The organism is Butyricimonas sp. DFI.6.44 (assembly GCF_022132345.1).
Taxonomy (GTDB): Bacteria; Bacteroidota; Bacteroidia; order Bacteroidales; family Marinifilaceae; genus Butyricimonas; species Butyricimonas muris.
In genome coordinates this window covers 718,094-736,592 of sequence record NZ_JAKNJD010000001.1, presented here as the reverse complement: position 1 = coordinate 736,592, position 18,499 = coordinate 718,094, and the positions used below count along the sequence as shown (strand labels likewise).

Genomic DNA, 18,499 nt, shown 5'->3' with positions numbered 1-18,499 from the left:
TCATATAGGAAAAGAAAAAAAGAGGACTGCCAACATTTTATTGTTAGACAGTCCCATTTTCTTATTTACTTCAATTGAGTGTCTGTGACGTGTTTCTCTTTGTACGGAAAAGCTTTGTCATATTCTTCTATTTCTTCTTCGGTCATATCGAATACGACGTCTTCATAGAATTTGCCGGATATTTCGCACAGACTTCCTTTTGCCAATTCATAGACCATGAATGGCTCGAAATTCTTACCCTCGTGCGTGGTAATATTGAATTGGGCTGCATTCACGAAACCGAATCTATGGTAATATGCCGGGTTTCCCCAGAGAACGATGGCTTTATATCCCATTTGTCCGGCAACGTTTTTCGTGTGTCCTATTAACCGGGTGCCGATTCCCTGTTTCTGTACTTCCGGTGCGGCACAAATCGGTCCAAGGTAAAGGATTGTATGTTCCTTCTCTTCTTTATCCACGACTTTTGCCCGGGTACACACGACATGCCCGACGATCTTCCCTTCGTGTTCGGCAACAAAGTTAAGTTCGGGAATGAAACAATCCGCTTTTCTGATTTTGTGTAATAACAGGTGTTCTGACGCTCCCGGTTGATACACGTCCCAAAAAGCCTCCCGTGTCATGTTCTCCACGTACGCGTGGTCTTGCTCTTTTTCTTGTCTGATAGATATTTTCATGTATTTTAATTTTTTATTCCGATGTAGAATACATAACCGTAATACGATTTGTATCGTTGATAGAGATTGCTCTCGTTCAATTGTCCGGTCACGAAGGTTTTGGCGTCATCGCTGTACTTGTATTTTTGCAGGAATGATTCCGCATGTTCTTGCGCGGGACGGAAGAAGTTTTCTGTCCAACAATTTTCGGGTAACACGAAATGTGCCGCGGGAGTATATCCCGCCTGTTCCATTTGTTTTACTTTGGTCGAGATCAAATCGATTTCACTGTAATGGAATGTCCAGAAACGGTCTATTTCTTCGGGACGTGTCGGCGTGAACCATGATGCTTCCGAAACGGCAATTATTCCTCCCGGTTTTAGAAATTTTTTCCACTCGTTCAATCCTCTCTCGTACCCGATGTTGTAAATTGAACCCTCCGCCCAAATCAAGTCCAGTTCGTTTTCTTTAAACGGTAATTCTGCCATAGAACCCGTGATTCCGGATACCCGGTCGCTGAATCCATGTTGTTTCATGCGATCGTTTACTCTAGCAATCATCTTGGGTAGTAAATCAATAGCCGTGATTTTCCCTCGCGTATTCGCCGCGAGGGTTAGGGTTTGTCCTCCCGCCCCGCAACCGATATCGGCGATTTTTGATTCCGGGGATAGATTCCCGACGAAGCTTAACGCCAGTTTTGTTACCTCTTCACTTCCGGGACCTTGACGATCCAATGGTGAGAAAAAGTCTTCGATCATGTTCATGTCGAAGTCCGCGATTAATTTCAATTCTTCTTTCATGATGTACTTGTTTTTTGAATAATGAATAATATGTTTTGAATCACGTGCTTTTCGGGCACAAGGATTCAAATGATGATTTTCGAGGCACCCGTGGATGTGCTTCAAAACCTTAAAAGTGTTTTCAATAAGAAATCATTCCGGGTGGAATACCCGAATCGAAAAGCCCAGTCTGAAAAGATTACAGACTGTTAATTACGCATTTATCTTCTTAGAATTTGTTGTTTTCAAAAAGCAATTGTATTATTTTCGGGAGTAAAGATAGTGCTTTTTGGGTTATTTCCAATAGTATGTGTCATTTACTTACCGGTTGTAGTATATTATTCCCCCGATTAGCAAAAGTCCCAAGATGATCGTGAACACGATTTTCAGGGTACTGTAGGGGCGATCCCCTGTGATTTCTCCCGTTCTTCCGTTCACGAAGAAGTGGTATACTTTTTTGCCATACAAGTAAGACGACATGTAAACAGGCAGTAATATTAATTTGAATTTGATGTTGTCGTACCGTGTGTTTTTTGATAAAATCCGCTGTTTGTCGCCACCGATGTCCCGTCGGATGGCAGAGTCTATTTGTGTTGCCATTTTGCCTTGGGCAATCTCGAATCCTTGGGTGAGGTTGATGATGTATTTTTCCGTGATGAACCCGCTTAGGAAACGGTTGTCCATTTCCACGAGGTTTTCCGTGTCCCAGTTTTCGATTTTTGCCACGGTTCCCGAGGCGATTAATTTGGATGCCGGAACCATTACATCGTCGAAAAAGAGGGATATGTTTCCGTCGCGGTAACTCCACGCCGTGCGGATTACCGTGCGTCGGTTTTTGCCTGTTCCTACCGAGGTCGTGTAGGTAACACCCCGTTGTCCCGTGTATTGGGTTTCCGTTTGCGCATCGTATGTCCAACAAGGGATATACACGCCTTGCATTTTTTCGGAGCAACGGGCTTGTTGTTTCAAGTTACCGGGTGCGAACCATAATTTCCGTAACCATTTGTGGAGGCAGTCGTCAATTTCTTTACCGGAGATTTGGAATGGTAGCAGGTAGGATGGTTTGAACAGTCGTTCATAATGCGCATCGGCTTCAATCAAGGGAGTACCGCAGTAGGGGCACTCCATGGATTTCATGTTTTCGTCGAATGTCGATTCGGCGCCACATTTCCGGCATTTGATGATGTTTGTGTTGTGCGTGTTGAGTTCTTCAACGTGCCGGATGTGTTGCATGTAGTCCAGTTCGTTGATATTGACCACCACTTTCGTTTGGATTGGGGTGTCCGCCCCGCAATATTCACAATGCAGGAATGTTGTTCCCGGTTTGTATTTTAGCACGGCTCCGCAACATTCACACGGGAATGTGTCACCGATCGTCCGGTTGTCCTCGGTTTCTTCCGTCATACTTTATTTCTGTTTTGGAAGCGGCGGGGGTGTTGTTGTCCATAAACTCTGTAAATCAGCTTGCTCTCCGGCCGGAACCCACTCCGGTAATCCGTTTTTCCATACCAGAGAATCCGGGTTCAGAACTTGTTGCTTTACCAGTTCGAGTAAGCGCGCGAGGTTATAGGGACCGGACTGTTGACCGTTGATGGCGACGTAGTACAGTGTTTCTCCCGGTAACGGCGGGGGAGTGGCAGGGGTATTCTGCCCGTTTTGTCTGTCCGACGGGTTCATCATGTTTTGAGTCATCTGTTGGGCCATTGCTATACCCGCTCCCAGACCGACGCCCATTCCGGCTGTGCCCGACGGATTCTCCGCGGCAGCTTCCATGGCTTTGGCGGCTTTTAGTTTAGTCAATTTATCCAAGTCGATTTTTTCCAGACGGCTGAGTTCGAATATCTCTTTTTTCACATCTTCGGGCATGGAGATGTTTTCAATCAGGAATTTCGTTACTTCCATGCCGTAGGCGGCAAAGTCACTTTGCATGTAACTGAAGATGGTTTCCGATAATTCATTCAAGTTGGAAGCGTAATTCTCGATCGGTAAATTTGACTCTCCCGTGGCATCGGAGAAACGGGTGACGATGATACTCTTCAATTGTTCGCTGATATGCCGGGTGGTAAACGATTGGTTTGTGCCCACGATCTCCCGGATAAAAACGGGAGCATCGGTGATCTTGAACGAGTATATTCCGAATGCCCGTATTTCAACCATCCCGAATCGATTATCGCTTAGGATAATGGCGTTTTTTGTTCCCCATTTCTGGTCCAAGAAGTTTTTCGTACTCACGAAGTAAACTTCAGCCTTGAACGGACTGTTGAAACCGTATTTCCAGCCCTTCAACGTGCTTAATACCGGGAGGTTCTCGGTGTTAAGGGTATAAGTTCCCGAGGTGAATATATCCGCTATTTGTCCCTCGTTGACAAAAACAGCCGTTTGTCCTTCCCGGACGATGAGTTTAGCGTTGTTTTTTATCTCGTTGCCATGTCTTTCGAAACGGTACACGATGGTGTCTTGGGTGTTGTCCAAGAATTCGATGATGTCAATAAACTCGCCTCTAAGTTTACTAAATAGCCCCATGTGTTTTATCTTTAGTGTTATTTTAATTTCACGTCAAAAGTATATTTTTTTGTGCAATGTTGTCGGTTTGCTTTCTGTAAATTTATCTTTTTTCACGGAAATTCTCTCGTTATCCTAAGGTAATACTACCTCAACTTGCTTATCAGCCGGATGTAATGCGGTTATCGCGTCCTTTGCCAACGGGGGGATAAGAGGGGTAGAAGTATTTTGTGACGGGGTAGGGATTGTATTACGGTAGGATTGCCTTGGAAATTCAGCAGGTAGATTTATTGAATGTAGACAAGAATTTTCTGTTTAACAGATGTTGGTTATTGATATTTAAAATTTAATTTTATCTTTGCTTTTCCAAAGGATGTTGGATATGACAGATGAACAAAATACGGTGCAGCGACTGATTGCCGGGGATGTGAAGGCTTTTGAAAAAGTGTTTCGTGATTATTCCCGGGAGTTGTATTTTGTCGCGTTGGGATTAAGTCGTGATCAAGCGGTGGCGGAAGATGCCGTGCAGGAGAGTTTTGTTTATTTGTGGAGTCACCGGGAACAGATAAACGTGAAACATTCGCTCGTGAATTACTTGCGGAAAATGGTTAGGAATTACGTGTTGAATTATATGCGTCACCAGAAGGTGCGGGCGGAAAAGGAAGCGGATATTATTCGGGAACAGGTGTTCCTGAACGAAGAGGAGGAGGATATAACGCCAAAGATCGAGGCTATTCGCTCGGTGGTTGATTCTTTGCCGGAGGGATGCCGCAAGATATTCGTGATGGCGGTAATCGAGGGAGTGAGTTATGCCGAAACGGCGGAATCCATGGGAGTTGCCGTGAATACAGTGAAATCTCAGGTCAGGATAGCCTATAAGAAAATAAAGGAGTCGGTGCAGAATAATCCCGATAATACGGCGCTTACTATGTTATTTTTACTTTCCTTGAAAAAAATGTTATAATCTTTTCACCCTTTCGGGCAGTTCGAGTGCATTTATTATGCAACGAAAAATGAATGTATTCATGAAAACAAAGGATGAATTGTTCGAGAGTTTATGGAATGTGTTGTATCCCAATGAGTATTCCCCGGAAAAGAAGATAGATCCGGATGTGCGGGAGGCGATAGAGAAGCTGTATGATTTGACGTCTATGCCGGAACCCGATTATGACGGGATATGGAATCGGGTGGTGAAAGACCCGGTTATCGTGCGGCGTCACAAGATACGGAGGGTATTAAGGTATGCTGCCGTGATTATTTTGCCGTTTATATTACTTTTAAGCGGGGTGTTCCTGTTAAATCGGGATAAGCCGTCCGGTGAAATGGCAGTGTCGTTTGAGCGTCCCAAGAATGCTATTCTTCTGACATTGTCCGACGGTTCGGAGTTGAATCTGAGGGAAATGCAACAGAAGTATCTGACGAGAGAGAGTACGGTGGAGATACGGCAGGATAGTACGAAGGGATTGGTTTATGAAACAAAAGCCGAGGATGACACGGTTCGGCGATATCATACTCTTGAAATTCCGGTAGCTGCCGATTTCCGTTTGCAGCTTTCCGACGGGAGCGTGGTGTATTTGAATTCCGGTAGTAAGTTGAGGTACCCGGTGACTTTCGGGGGAGCGGAACGGAAAGTGTACTTGGAGGGAGAAGGTTACTTTGAAGTGGTCAGAGATGAGGCTCATCCTTTTAAGGTGGAAGTCCGGAATATGGAAGTGGAGGTGTTGGGGACAAGTTTCAATATAAATGCTTACCCGGAAAAAACGGATGTACAAACCACGTTGGCGAGCGGTAAAGTACAAGTGACGAGCGGGACGAAACGGGTGGTATTGTCGCCCGGGGAACAGGCCGCGTGCGTGAATGGCGATATTCACGTGAGGGAAGTCGACGTGCGGGAGTATACCAGTTGGAAAGATGGTATGTTTATTTTCAACAAAATGTCGCTACGGGATATTATGATTCAAATGGAGCGTTGGTATGGTTTAAAGGTAACTTTTTTCGGTAGTGGAATCGAGGAGTACACTTTTACGGGGATGATTGATAAGAATCTGCCGGCAGCGGAAACGTTCAAGGTGATCGAAAAGGTGGTAGATGTTCGATTTTCTCTGAAAGACAGGAATGTAGTCGTCACCAGACTGTAATATAAAAAATTACCGATAGTTGTTGGTAGCGTCTATCGGTAAGTTTCATGTTCCGGTAATTTGTTGGTAGCAAACCCGGATATTGTCTAACTTTAAAGTTCAAATTTATGAAAAAAAAGCAATTACACGTTGCTAGGTCAAGTTTTTTATTAAAAAAAATGCTTCGTGTTATGAAATTAACATTTTTTATTCTGTGCGTGTGTTTTATACACGTGAGTGCGGCAACTTACTCTCAACAGCAGAAAGTGTCGCTAAAATGCGAGAACGAGGTACTTTCGAAAGTACTGAAAGAATTGGAGAAGCAGACGAGTTTGTACTTCTTTTTCAATGACAAGGCGTTGGACGTGGAACGTAAGGTTTCGCTTTCCGTGGAGGACAAGGAGTTGGGTGAAGTTTTGGGAAAGTTACTGGGAAAAGATTACCGGTGGGAGATCATGAATAATTTGATCGTGGTGACTTTCAAACCGATAACGGACGAGAAGAAGGAGATAAGGATCGTGGGGAAGGTGACCGACGAGAAGAAACTGCCACTGGCGGGCGTGACCGTTTTGGTGAAAGGATTAACCGTGGGTACTGCCACGGATATGGATGGTAAATACGCTTTGACGTTACCCCGGATGGATGGTTTTTCTTTACTTTTCTCGTTTTTGGGTATGGAGACTCAAGAGGTGAAATACTCGGGAAAAGACACGATCAACGTGGTGATGCGGGAGGATGTGAAAAGCGTGGAAGAGGTGGTCGTGACGGGATATGCCAATATCAAGAAATCCAGTTTCACGGGTTCTGCCACGCAAGTGAGCCGGGAGGAGATATTGAAAGTGTCCTCTTTTAATTTGATAAGTGCCTTGGCGGTATTCGATCCTTCGTTGCGGTTGGTCAAAAATAACGAGATGGGTTCCGACCCGAATACCTTGCCGGAGTTTTACGTGCGGGGGCGTTCGGGAATAGCCAGCGTGAAGGAGTTGGATGAGATGGGAAGTTCTTCCAGTGTTGCGAAATTCGCTTTGACGAGCAATCCGAATATTCCTATTTTTATTTTGGATGGTTTCGAGGTGAGTGTTGAGAAGGTGTATGATTTTGATATTAACAGGATTGCCAATATTACAATTCTGAAAGATGCGGCGGCAACAGCCATGTATGGTTCCCGGGCTTCCAACGGGGTGATCGTGATTGAATCGGTGGCTCCTGCCCCGGGAGAGTTGCGGATTAGTTATAGCGGGAATTTGAGTATTACCGCCCCGGATTTGTCGTCTTACAATATGATGAATGCCAAGGAAGCTTTGGAGGCGGAGGTGGCTGCCGGGTTGTTTGATTATGATCCGGGAGATGCAACGGACCCTTTGTCACAAATAAAGATTAAGAATCAATATTACATAGAGAAGCTTAATAAGGTTTCCAAAGGGGTGGATAATTATTGGTTGTCGCAGCCTTTGCGGACGGAGGTTAATGCTAATCATAGCGTTTATGTAGAGGGTGGAAGCGAAAGTATACGTTTTGGGATAGATTTGCGCTATAATAATCAAAATGGTGTGATGAAGGGATCTTACCGGAATCGATTGGGTGCCGGGGTTGCATTGGATTACCGGTATAAAGGGTTGCAGGTGAGGAATCAAACGACTTTTGATATTACGCGTACAAAGGATTCTCCTTACGGCACTTTTGCCGATTATACCCGGCGTCACCCGTATGACGAGTGGGTGGATAAAGACGGGAATTATGTACAAACGTTACCTGGTTATGGATTGACCGGAACGATAGAGAAAAATCCCTTGTACGAGGCACAGTTAGAAAACTACTCTAAATCGGGATATAAGGATTGGACGAATAATTTGACGGTAAATTGGTATATCAATAATTATTGGCAGATTAAGGGGCAATTGGCTCTGAATTATAATATTTCGGATACGGACAAGTTCACGGATCCGGCTTCTTCCACTTACAGCGTGACAGCTTCCGCTTTTACCAAAGGAGAGAGGAACTTGACTGAAACAAAGAGTTTTGGATGGAACGTGAACTTGTTTACATCGTATAACCGTAGTTTGGGGAAGCACAATATCAATTTGTCGGTGGGTATTAACGTGAAGGAGGATCAGAGAGGATTCGAGGAGTCTGCATACAAAGGTTTTCCCAATGCCAAACGGCACGCGATTTCTTATGCCTACGAGATCGTGAAGAAACCCACGGTAACGGATAATAAAACACGTTTGTTCGGTTTCTTTACCACGTTGAATTATAGTTATAATGATATTTATTTGTTCGATTTTTCTTTCCGGGGTGACGGTTCATCCGAATTCGGGAGCGACAAGAAATGGGGACCTTTCTGGTCTTCCGGTGCCGGGGTGAATATCCACAAGTACGCGTTCGCCGAACAATGGAGTTTCTTGGATCAATTGAAGGTAAAGGCTACTTACGGGCAGACGGGTAAGTTGAATTTCCCGCCTTATGCCGCCCGACATTCTTTCGAAACCAAGCTGGATCAATGGTATCCTACCGGAATCGGGGCAACTTTGATTGCCATGGGAAATGATAAGCTGACGTGGGAGAAAACGCTTTCTTGGGATCTGGGGATGGAAGTCGGTGTTTTTCATGGAATTTTGTTCGGTCGGTTTAACTGGTATAACCGGAAGACGATTGACGGGATCACGGATGTTTCTTTACCGGCTTCCGCGGGTTTTTCCAGTTACAAGAGTAATGCGGGAGAGATACAGAACAGGGGAATGGAGTTTTATCTGAACGTGAAACCTTATACTTCCAAGAAATTGGATATCGTGATATACGGTTCTCTGTCACATAATGAAAATAAGATTCTGAAGTTGTCCAAGGCTCTGGAGGAATATAATGACCGGGTAGACGAGCATTTTAAGAAATATGCTAATGCCAATGCCAATTCCCCGTTGACTTCTATTTTGTGGACAGCGGATGATAACCGGGTGTACTCGAAGCCGGTGATGAAGTACGAGGCGGGTAATTCAACGACATCGATTTACGGGATGAAGTCGAAAGGGATAAACCCGGCTGACGGGCAGGAAATCTATCTCAAGCGTGACGGAACTATCAGTTACGAGTGGTCAACTTACGAACAACAGAAGATAGGGGATACCGAACCTTGGGGAAATGGTTCGTTGGGTATTAATGTACGGTTTATGAATTTTACTTTCTATACTACATTTATGTTTGAATTTGGGGGTGACAAGTATAACCAGACGTTGGTGGATAACGTGGAAAATGTCAACTTGTGGCGGAATAATGCGGATCGCCGGGTGCTTTCCCAACGTTGGCAAAAGCCGGGGGATGTGACTTCTTTGAAGTCTTTGAAGGATCGTTATTATATTACCCGTCCGACTTCCCGGTTCGTGCAAAAAGACCGGACTTTGACGTTCAATTCGTTGAACGTGGGATATGATTTTAATCGTGGTTTAATTCAACGTATCGGTCTGGATATGTTAAGGCTTCAGTTTAGCATGAATGATATAGCCACGGTTTCTTCTATCAAGCGGGAGATGGGGTTAAGTTATCCTTTTGCCAGAACCTTTACTTTTACTTTAAATGCAAGTTTCTAATCTAAAAAATAGAGTGAAATGAAAATGAAGAGATTGATACAGTGGTTGTTGGTGGCGATGGCGTTGACATCGTGCAATGATTGGCTGGATATAAAGTCTGACAGTGTGTTACTGGAAGAGGAGATTTTCGGCGATTATACCGGGGTGCAAATGGCAGTGAACGGTGTGTACCGGGAAATTAGTGTCACGAATTTGTACGGGAAGAACTTGAGCTGGGGATTTACCAGTGCTTTAGCCCGAAATTACCTTACTTCCGGGTTGCCCACGGAGTTGGTGGAGGCTTCTAATTATAATTGGAAAAATTCGAGTGTACAGGAGGTGACGGAAAGTACATGGGCGAAAGCCTATAATGTGATAGCCAGTTGTAATAATATCATACAGCAGGTGGAGAAGAAGGATAGTTCTTTTTTTAATAACAAGGATATAGAGAAACAGTTGATTCTTGCCGAGATGCGTGGCTTGCGGGCGTTGTTGCATTTTGATATGTTACGCTTGTTTTGCCCGATGCCCTCGGGAACGAATCAAGGCAGTCCGGCTATTCCTTACGTGACGAGATATCCGGATCATCAGCCCGAGCGTATGACTATGGAGCAAGTGCTTGAGAATATCGTTTCGGATATGGAGTTCGCGCAGGAGAAGTTGGGACCTTTGGATACCTTGAAATTCGCGGCATGGACGAAAGGGAGGCAGCATCGTTTCACATCGGGAGCTCATGCAACCCCGTTAGGTGGAGATGATTTCCTGAATTACCGGGGGGTACGAATGAATTATTGGGGTGCAACCGCATTGTTGGCACGGATATACATATGGATGGGTAACGAGGAGATGGCTTATAAAAATGCGGCGGCTATCAAACGATTCGTGGACACGGGATGGTTTAAGTGGACACCTGCCAATAATCACGGGAATTACGACGCATATCCGGAAATGTCCGATCCCAAACGCTGGGAAGAGCTTCTGTTGGGATTCTATAATAAAGATAATCTGGAGAATTTCGAGAAGGTAGCTTCGTATGCTCATTATTTTAGAATGAATGAAATGGAGAAACTTTTCGGGTTGGAAACGGATGATTATCGTTATAAATTTTATAACCGGTATAATGATAATCACCGCTATCTGGTGTGGGAGCGTCCGATTGCGTCCATAACTAATATGAGTGGTACCGTAACCACGAATATTACCCATCAGTGTCCGCTTATCCCGATAGTTCGTTTCCCGGAGATGTATCACATCATGATCGAGTGTCTGATTAACAAGGGACAGATCGTGGAGGCAAAAGAGTTGTTTGCCACGTTGAGAATCCAGCGGGGGGTGAAGGAGTATGCTTTGCCGGATGATCCGGATGACTTGAAGGAAAAGTTGGTGTACGATATGATTCGCGAAGGGTTGACAGAGGGACAAACGTTTTTCATGTACAAGCGATTGAATCATGATATTTTTAACGGGGATAGGGATATTCCGATGACAGCAGATAAGTTTATTGCCGAATATCCTAATAATGAAACGTCTTATTAATTTAATGGAAGAATTTATGAAACGAATACTATTGATATTAGGAATGTTGTATCTCTTCTCGGGTTGTGAACGAGAGCATATCATGACTTACGGTAATGATGCTTATATTCAGTTCACGGGTAGGATGGCGGATTCTTTAGAGGTGTCTTTTACTTTTTACCCGAACCAAGATACGATAGATTACGCTTTAGGCGTGAAATTAGTTGGGTATCCGGAAGGACGGGAGAGAGAGTACAAGGTCGTTGTTGTGGATGATTACACGACTGCCGCCCCGGGGAATTATATATTACCGGAACGTTGCGTGTTGGGAAAGAACGAGGAACAAACCGAGTTGGTGGTAAAGATTATTAAAACTCCGGATTTGCAAACGACACCGGTAAGGTTGACCGTGCGTCTGGAACCGACCCGGGATTTTATGCTTGGGGAGACATCTCATTCCGCTCGAATCCTTTGGATAAATGATAAGATTTCTAAACCGAGTTGGTGGAATAACACGATCATAAATAGTTATTTGGGGACTTATTCCGATGAAAAGTATCGATTGTTTATCAAGGTTACCGGGATAGGGTACTTGGATCCGGATGATGCCGTGGAGTGTCGTTACAACGCGTTGCTTTTGAAAAAGTATTTGAATGAAAAAGAGGCAAACGATGAAACCGTGTACGAGAAAGACGGACACACGAAAATGACTGTTACAGTAATAGGGGGTTGATTAAATGAAATATATGATGAGAAAAACGATTATATTTTGGGGAATAGTGTGCTCGTGGTTATTAAGCGGATGCTACGAGGACAAGGGTAATTATGATTATATTGAAGTAAACGAGGTGACTGTTACCGTGAAACCGGCAAACACGTACACGATTTACGGTTATCTCGGGGAAGAACTTACGGTTGTCCCTGAGTTGACATTTCAAAACCCGTCGGATACACTGGAATTCGATTATGCTTGGAAACTTGATACAACGGTTATTTCGCGTGAACGTGTGTTGAAGTACACGCATGAGGGGAAATGTGCGATTTATTCGCTTAATCTATTCGTGACGGATCGGAAATCCGGGCAAGTATATTATGACCGTAACGGGGTGGCTTTGCAGATAGATTCCCCGTATAAATACGGTTTCGTGCTTTTGGCGGAAAAGAGCGACGGGACGACGGAGCTTCATTTTTTGCGATTGGAAAAGCCTACGGATAAGCCTTTTTATTATACTCCTTTTTACAATCTTTACACTTCCTTGTACCCGGGGGAACCTTTAGGACGGAAACCTTATTACATCGCGGAGAATTTCACAAGTCCTAATAACGGAGGAGACGAGTTAACGATACTTCAAGAAGGAGGGGGATGCGTTTCTTTGAACGGGGCGTTGCTGAATAAAGAGGTTGCCTTGGAGGAAGAATTTTACGGTGGTTACCCGAAAGGGGTGAATCCGAAGCTTTTGTTGTTCGGTAATGTAGTTGACTTGATGATAGGTGATGACGGGAAAGCTTATTCCCGGTATATTTATCCACAATCAACTCAGCCGACGGGTTTTCATCTGACTCGTTTTATGAATATACCCTTTGATTTTGACAAGGCAAATACTTATATTGACAGGATTATTCCCGCTACTTATTTTTGGGTAGGGTTACAGTTGATGCATGATAAAGCGAATAATCGGTTTGTGGCTATTGCTGCTAATAGTGATCCGTCGGCAGGGTCACAGGGAGTCATTCGGGATAATTCGACAAATCCAGATGAGTTTGTGAATTTGACGAATTTTGGCGAGTATTCTTTGATTTGGGCGACCTGTGAGAGGGGTGATTATAGTACAGGACATTACCGGTGTATATTCAAAAAGGATGACGAGTATTATGTTCAAAAATTTTCGTTGACTAAAGAGTATTCTTACGTGACAATGAACGTATCGAATAAAGGTAAGTGGTTGTTTGCCGGTTCTGATATTGTATCCGATCGCACGGTGTACGCTATGTTGAGAAATGGAAATTACATGTACTTCGCGGAAGGAAAGTCTTTGTATTATTGCGAGTTTCGTGCTGAAGCCGAGGGAATGCGACAGATCGTGAAGAAAATACATGATTTTGATAGGAATGTTACACATTTAACCCCGGATTATAGTGGCGAACGGTTGTTGATAACTTTGGAAGGAGGTAAGTTATTTATATTCTACACGATAGATCAAGTGTTGGGTTCCCCGGATCCGTGGGCCGCGGGAAATATGTATGAATCACCCGATAACGTTGACTTGGGTGAGATCAAACAGGTGATATTCAAGTACGGGAATTTTTCGAATAGCAGTGGTGGGAGTGCCCCGTGGTAGTATATTTTGAGTAGGGGGATTCCCCCTACTCTTAAAATTCTATTTTTAAGGTTAAAGATATGAAGCCAGAAAAATATTTTGGCTGGGAATGTTGTGTTTTTTTATGTATATCGATTGTATGTGGAATGTGTGTGATAAATATTTGTACTATACAGTGAATATGGGGTGCTTGTTGCGAGAGTAAGGTGGTTAGACGAGATTTTCAAGAAATCAGTATATACGTGTGATAAGAAATTATGAATATTGATAATAAATTTATGCAAGAATCTATTTTAAAAATTGAACACTTGTCTCATCGCTATAATATTCAATGGGCGGTAAGGGATATTAGTTTTGAAATACCCAAGCGAGGAATTTACGGGTTATTAGGCTCAAATGGGGCGGGTAAATCGACCACGATGAATATTATCAGTGGGGTAATCAAGCAAACGGAGGGAAGTATTTTTATTAAAGGTGTTGATGCTCGAAAATCATCGATTGATGCAAAGCGTCATATCGGTTTTCTACCTCAAAAGCCTCCTTTATACGGGGATTTGACCGTGGAGGAGTTTTTACGTTATTCAGCCCGCTTGCGTTGGGTTTCAAATCAAGAACTAAAGTCATCCGTGGAAGAGGTCTTATCCCGTTGTGGTATTACCCATTTCCGAAAACGTTTAATAAAAAATCTTTCCGGGGGATACCAACAACGTGTGGGGATTGCACAAGCCATAATCCATAAACCCGATATTGTGATATTTGATGAACCGACTAATGGATTAGACCCTAATCAAATTATGGAGGTTCGCCATTTGATAAAGGACATCGCGCAAGAGCGCACGGTTATTCTCTCCACTCATATTTTACCAGAGGTGCAAGCAACTTGCGATCACATCATGATGATCGAGCAGGGAAAGCTTGTTTTCATGGGTACCGTGGATGAATTTGATAACTATATAGTTCCTAATACGCTCTATCTTTCTATGATGGATCCTCCTGCCATGGAAGAATTGAATAATTTAGAAAACGTGCTGGGTGTGGAAGAATTAGGGGAAAGGAAATTCCGTGTTCGTTTTAATGATGCTCAAGGAGCTATTGATGATATTGTAAAGCAATGTGCAATTCATGATTGGCATTTATCGGAAATTAGAGTGGAGAAAAGTTCTTTGGATAAAGTATTTTCAGAATTGTCTAAAAAAGTGCAATAAAAGAATAGGGTTATGTTTAAAATGATATTTAATATAGCGAAAACGGAGTTACAGATGCTGTTTTATTCTCCTGTTGCGTGGTTTATATTGGTTGCTTTTGGCATACAAGCCGGAATGTCGTTTGCCGGTCAACTTCAAAATACCGTGTATTCTCAAGAAATGGGATATATCCCTTATGGATGTACGCAACGCCTTTTCTCTGTTTACTGGGGGGGCGTTTTCGTGACGATGCAGAAATATTTGTATTATTATATTCCTCTTCTGACCATGAGTTTGGTTAGCAAGGATTTGAGTAGTGGGGCTATTCGTTTATTGTATTCTTCCCCGATCACCAATTTCCAGATTATCGTGGGTAAGTTTTTCTCTATGATGATTTATGCCCTCGTTATGATTGGTGTGCTTTTTTTACTTGTTTTGTGTAGCTGGGGATTTGTCAAAGATTTTGACTTGCCTTTGGTGTTGACCGGTTTGTTGGGTTTGTATTTGTTGATTTGCGCTTATGCGGCAATCGGTATTTTTATGTCTTCATTGACATCGTATCAAATTGTTGCGGCAATCGGTACTTTGGCAGTGTTGATGATATTGAATATGGTTGGCGGATGGTGGCAGGAGTACGATTTTGTACGGGATGTAACCTATTGGTTGGCGATATCCGGACGATGTGGTAAATTCGTGAGCGGGTTAATTTGTAGTGAAGATTTACTTTATTTTATCATAGTTATATGTTTATTCTTGGCATTAACGATTATTCGTTTAAATGCCGTACGGCAAAAAATTCGCTTTTCGATCACGGTAGGGAAGAATCTTGGTGTGATTTTTTTGAGTTGTTTTTTAGGTTATCTTTCCTCGCTTCCTTTAATGAGAGTGTATTATGATGTAACGGAAACTAAGCATAATACATTGACACCTAATAGCCAAGAAATTGTGGCGAAATTGGACGGAGGGGTGACTATTACTACTTATATAAATGTTCTAGAACCCGGTGGGGCATGGTTTGCCGCGTACAATTTTTTAAAGCCGGATATGGAGCGTTTTGATCAATATTTGCGTTTCAAGCCGGATATGAAATTGAAATACGTGTATTATTATGACGAAACCCCGAATCCCGATCTGGATAGACGTTTCCCGGATAAAACGTTGCGAGAAAAGATGTGTGAAATATGTAAGGTGTATGGGTTGGATTCAAATAGATTCATGAGTCCGAAAGAAATTCGTGCAAAAATTGATCTGTCGGGAGAAAAAAATACTTTTGTCCGTCAAATAGCACGAGACAATGGAGAGAAAGCATGGTTAAGGATATACAATGATATGCAGCGTTTCCCGACGGAACGGGAGATTTCAGCCGCCTTTAAACGGATGGTAATGAAACTTCCGATCGTGGGAATGGTCGAAGGACACGGGGAACGGAGTTTCACCGGGGGAAAGGATCGGGATTATAGTTTGTTCGCAAGCGAAAAAACATTTCGCAACGCTTTGATGAATCAAGGGTTTGACGTGGAGAGTGTTTCTTTGAGCGGGCAAATACCGGAAAATATCAATATTATTGTGATTTCTGATATGCGTGAATGGCTGACTCCGGAAGAAGAGGTTAATTTGCAGCAATATATTGATCGTGGCGGGAATTTATTTATTTTAGGAGAACCAAAACGTCGGGAGATCATGAACCCCCTTTTTGCTAAGTTCGGTTTCGAGATGACTGAGGGCGTGTTGGTTAAACAAGATTCAAGTCTTCAAGCGGATGTTATTCTTTCTTATCCGACGAAAGCAGCCGTTGATAGTATTTCTTATGAATTCGAGCGGATGTATACGCGTAAATTCGTGTTGTCGACACCGAGTGTCGCGGGATTGGAACAAGTTGCCGATAAGGGATACAAGGTAATTCCTATGTTCAAGACGGATACAACGGGAGTTTGGAATGAATTGGAAACAACTGATTTTATTGATGATGCGGTTCGTTTGAATCCCTCGATAGGAGAGATTGAAAAGCATTTTTCAACGGTAGTAGCATTATCCAAGAATATTGGGGATAAAGTACAAAAAATTATTTTAACGGGTGATGCGGATTGTATCAGTAATGGTGAGTTCGGACGGAGAATCCCCGGGAAGCAAGCATCGAATTACACGTTGATCGCGGGTGGGTTTTATTGGTTGTCAAATGGGGAGGTGCCGATTGATATAAGACGTCCCGATTTGCCGGATGATAAAGTGTACGTGAATAAGACAGGGTATGAGGTAATTAAATGGTTATTTGTAGCTATTGTACCTATGCTTTTGGCTTTCGGGGGTATTTTCATTTGGATTCGTAGGAAAGGAAGATAGGTTGAGTACCGCAAATGGAAGATTTTATTGAATAGCAGATAAAAATAGATAATTATTTTAATAATTATAGAGAGATGAAGAGGTTGCTTATAATTTTATTTCTAGGGATGATTTCTATACAATTCATGTATGCTCAAGATAAATCGCTTTATCAGTTGCAACAGGAATTTGTGGATTTGCGTTTCGGTATGTTTATTCATTTTAATATGCCGACCTATTTTAACGAGGATTGGCCTGACCCGGATGCCTCGCCAGCACTTTTCAATCCGACCAAGTTGGATTGTAAGCAATGGGCGAAAGCGGCGAGATCCGCGAATATGACTTACGGATGCTTGACAACGAAGCATCATAGCGGATTCTGTATTTGGGAAACCAAAACGACAGATTATAGTGTCACGAATAGTCCGTTTAAGCGTGATGTGGTGAAAGAATATGCCGATGCATTCCGGGCAGAAGGTTTGAAAGTGATGCTTTACTATTCTATATTGGATATGCATGCCCGGTTGCGTCCACATTGTATCACTCCGGAGCATGTGGAGATGATCAAAGAACAGATTCGTGAATTACTCACGAATTACGGGGAAATTACCGCTTTGATTATTGATGGGTGGGATGCTCCATGGTCCCGAATCTCGTATGATGAAGTTCCTTTTGAGGATATTTATTGTTTGGTTAAATCGCTTCAACCCCATTGTCTGGTGATGGATTTGAATGCCGCTAAGTATCCGGCAGAGGTGTTGTTCTACACGGATATAAAATCTTACGAGCAGGGGGCGGGGCAACATATTTCTAAAGAAACCAATCGTTTGCCAGCATTATCTTGTTTGCCGTTGCAAGCAAATTGGTTTTGGAAAGAGGGTTTTCCTTCCACGGCAGTGAAGAATCCGGAAAGAATGGTGAACGAGAATATTATTCCGATGGGGAAGGTGTATTGTAATTTTATTTTAAATGTGGCACCCAATAGGGATGGGCTTATGGATGCCAATGCGTTGAAAGCGTTGAAAGAAATCGGTAAACTTTGGAAGAATGATGGTCAAGTTGCTATACTTCCCGAGACAGAGGAGCCGATTATTTCTTCTAATATAGCTAAATTCAAACCTGCCGAAGGGTCGTGGAGTAGTGATTATGCTATTATGGATTTTGCCAATGATGATAATTTCGGTACATGTTGGAATTCCAATCCGGAGGTGAAAACTCCGTGGTTTACAGTGGCTTTTGAACGGGAACAACCTTTCAATATGGTGGTTGTCACAGAACGGAATAATGACTGTATGCAGGAGTATCGTGTGGAGTATCGCGTAAATGGCGTGTGGAAAACAATTTACGAGGGAAAGGCTCTCGTGAGCTCACGGGTGAAAATCCATCGTTTTGACACGGTGTGGGGAGATGCCGTGCGGATAACAGTATTGAAGTCTAACGGGACGCTTTCGATAGCAGAATTCGGCGTTTATTGTGAACGTTGTAGATTTTAGTTGTTAATGTGTGTAAGAGGCTGCCTGAAAACCTTTTGAATATTTTTTATAAGGTTTTT

Annotated in this window: 13 protein-coding genes; 9 read left to right on the top strand and 4 right to left on the bottom strand. The window is 43.1% G+C overall.

All coding sequences use genetic code 11. The features are described from left to right. Positions 1-65: 65 nt before the first annotated feature. The 4 genes from L0M98_RS03110 to L0M98_RS03095 all read right to left on the bottom strand — a co-directional run bounded on the left by L0M98_RS03110 (position 66) and on the right by L0M98_RS03095 (position 3,955). The gene (locus L0M98_RS03110; protein ID WP_227214969.1) at positions 66-674 is read right to left on the bottom strand and encodes a GNAT family N-acetyltransferase; all 609 of its coding nucleotides are present in this window, start codon (positions 672-674) and stop codon (positions 66-68) included. Positions 675-679: 5 nt separating this feature from the next. Then, complete coding sequence (locus L0M98_RS03105; protein ID WP_227214967.1) at positions 680-1,453, bottom strand: class I SAM-dependent methyltransferase; 774 nt, start codon at positions 1,451-1,453, stop codon at positions 680-682. A gap of 300 nt (positions 1,454-1,753) precedes the next feature. After that, positions 1,754-2,836 (bottom strand): hydrogenase maturation nickel metallochaperone HypA, encoded by a 1,083-nt coding sequence (locus L0M98_RS03100; protein ID WP_227214965.1) that lies wholly within the window; start codon positions 2,834-2,836, stop codon positions 1,754-1,756. 3 nt (positions 2,837-2,839) lie between these two features. Continuing rightward, a complete protein-coding gene (locus L0M98_RS03095; RefSeq protein WP_227214964.1) occupies positions 2,840-3,955 on the bottom strand; it encodes an SPFH domain-containing protein in 1,116 nt (371 codons plus the stop codon). A gap of 361 nt (positions 3,956-4,316) precedes the next feature. Here L0M98_RS03095 and L0M98_RS03090 point away from each other — a divergent pair, with 361 nt between their 5' ends. The 9 genes from L0M98_RS03090 (at position 4,317) to L0M98_RS03050 (ending at position 18,440) form a co-directional block, all read left to right on the top strand. Then, entirely contained in the window at positions 4,317-4,898 is a 582-nt protein-coding gene (locus tag L0M98_RS03090) for an RNA polymerase sigma factor (protein ID WP_186975697.1), read from the top strand. Between the two features lie 61 nt (positions 4,899-4,959). Continuing rightward, positions 4,960-6,072, top strand: a complete 1,113-nt coding sequence (locus L0M98_RS03085; RefSeq protein WP_227214962.1) for a FecR family protein — start codon at positions 4,960-4,962, stop codon at positions 6,070-6,072. 170 nt (positions 6,073-6,242) lie between these two features. Further along, entirely contained in the window at positions 6,243-9,632 is a 3,390-nt protein-coding gene (locus L0M98_RS03080; protein ID WP_227214960.1) for a SusC/RagA family TonB-linked outer membrane protein, read from the top strand. Positions 9,633-9,650: 18 nt separating this feature from the next. Then, positions 9,651-11,147, top strand: a complete 1,497-nt coding sequence (locus tag L0M98_RS03075; protein WP_227214958.1) for a RagB/SusD family nutrient uptake outer membrane protein — start codon at positions 9,651-9,653, stop codon at positions 11,145-11,147. 16 nt (positions 11,148-11,163) lie between these two features. Then, positions 11,164-11,859, top strand: a complete 696-nt coding sequence (locus L0M98_RS03070) for a DUF4843 domain-containing protein (RefSeq protein WP_227214957.1) — start codon at positions 11,164-11,166, stop codon at positions 11,857-11,859. 13 nt (positions 11,860-11,872) lie between these two features. Further along, positions 11,873-13,465: a PKD-like family lipoprotein gene (locus tag L0M98_RS03065; protein WP_227214955.1), complete on the top strand. Its 1,593-nt coding sequence runs from the start codon at positions 11,873-11,875 to the stop codon at positions 13,463-13,465. Between the two features lie 257 nt (positions 13,466-13,722). Further along, complete coding sequence (locus L0M98_RS03060) at positions 13,723-14,649, top strand: ABC transporter ATP-binding protein (protein ID WP_227214992.1); 927 nt, start codon at positions 13,723-13,725, stop codon at positions 14,647-14,649. Between the two features lie 12 nt (positions 14,650-14,661). Beyond that, a complete protein-coding gene (locus tag L0M98_RS03055) occupies positions 14,662-16,968 on the top strand; it encodes a Gldg family protein (protein WP_227214954.1) in 2,307 nt (768 codons plus the stop codon). A gap of 107 nt (positions 16,969-17,075) precedes the next feature. Continuing rightward, complete coding sequence (locus L0M98_RS03050) at positions 17,076-18,440, top strand: alpha-L-fucosidase (RefSeq protein ID WP_370645573.1); 1,365 nt, start codon at positions 17,076-17,078, stop codon at positions 18,438-18,440. Positions 18,441-18,499: the final 59 nt, after the last annotated feature.

Coding starts and splice junctions, on each gene's coding strand:
- L0M98_RS03085 (WP_227214962.1), top strand. CDS start 4,960: ATGAAAACAAAGGATGAATTGTTCGAGAGTTTATGGAATGTGTTGTAT.
- L0M98_RS03070 (WP_227214957.1), top strand. CDS start 11,164: ATGAAACGAATACTATTGATATTAGGAATGTTGTATCTCTTCTCGGGT.
- L0M98_RS03090 (WP_186975697.1), top strand. CDS start 4,317: ATGACAGATGAACAAAATACGGTGCAGCGACTGATTGCCGGGGATGTG.
- L0M98_RS03110 (WP_227214969.1), bottom strand. CDS start 674: ATGAAAATATCTATCAGACAAGAAAAAGAGCAAGACCACGCGTACGTG.
- L0M98_RS03065 (WP_227214955.1), top strand. CDS start 11,873: ATGATGAGAAAAACGATTATATTTTGGGGAATAGTGTGCTCGTGGTTA.
- L0M98_RS03105 (WP_227214967.1), bottom strand. CDS start 1,453: ATGAAAGAAGAATTGAAATTAATCGCGGACTTCGACATGAACATGATC.
- L0M98_RS03050 (WP_370645573.1), top strand. CDS start 17,076: ATGATTTCTATACAATTCATGTATGCTCAAGATAAATCGCTTTATCAG.
- L0M98_RS03080 (WP_227214960.1), top strand. CDS start 6,243: ATGAAATTAACATTTTTTATTCTGTGCGTGTGTTTTATACACGTGAGT.
- L0M98_RS03095 (WP_227214964.1), bottom strand. CDS start 3,955: ATGGGGCTATTTAGTAAACTTAGAGGCGAGTTTATTGACATCATCGAA.
- L0M98_RS03100 (WP_227214965.1), bottom strand. CDS start 2,836: ATGACGGAAGAAACCGAGGACAACCGGACGATCGGTGACACATTCCCG.
- L0M98_RS03055 (WP_227214954.1), top strand. CDS start 14,662: ATGTTTAAAATGATATTTAATATAGCGAAAACGGAGTTACAGATGCTG.
- L0M98_RS03075 (WP_227214958.1), top strand. CDS start 9,651: ATGAAAATGAAGAGATTGATACAGTGGTTGTTGGTGGCGATGGCGTTG.
- L0M98_RS03060 (WP_227214992.1), top strand. CDS start 13,723: ATGCAAGAATCTATTTTAAAAATTGAACACTTGTCTCATCGCTATAAT.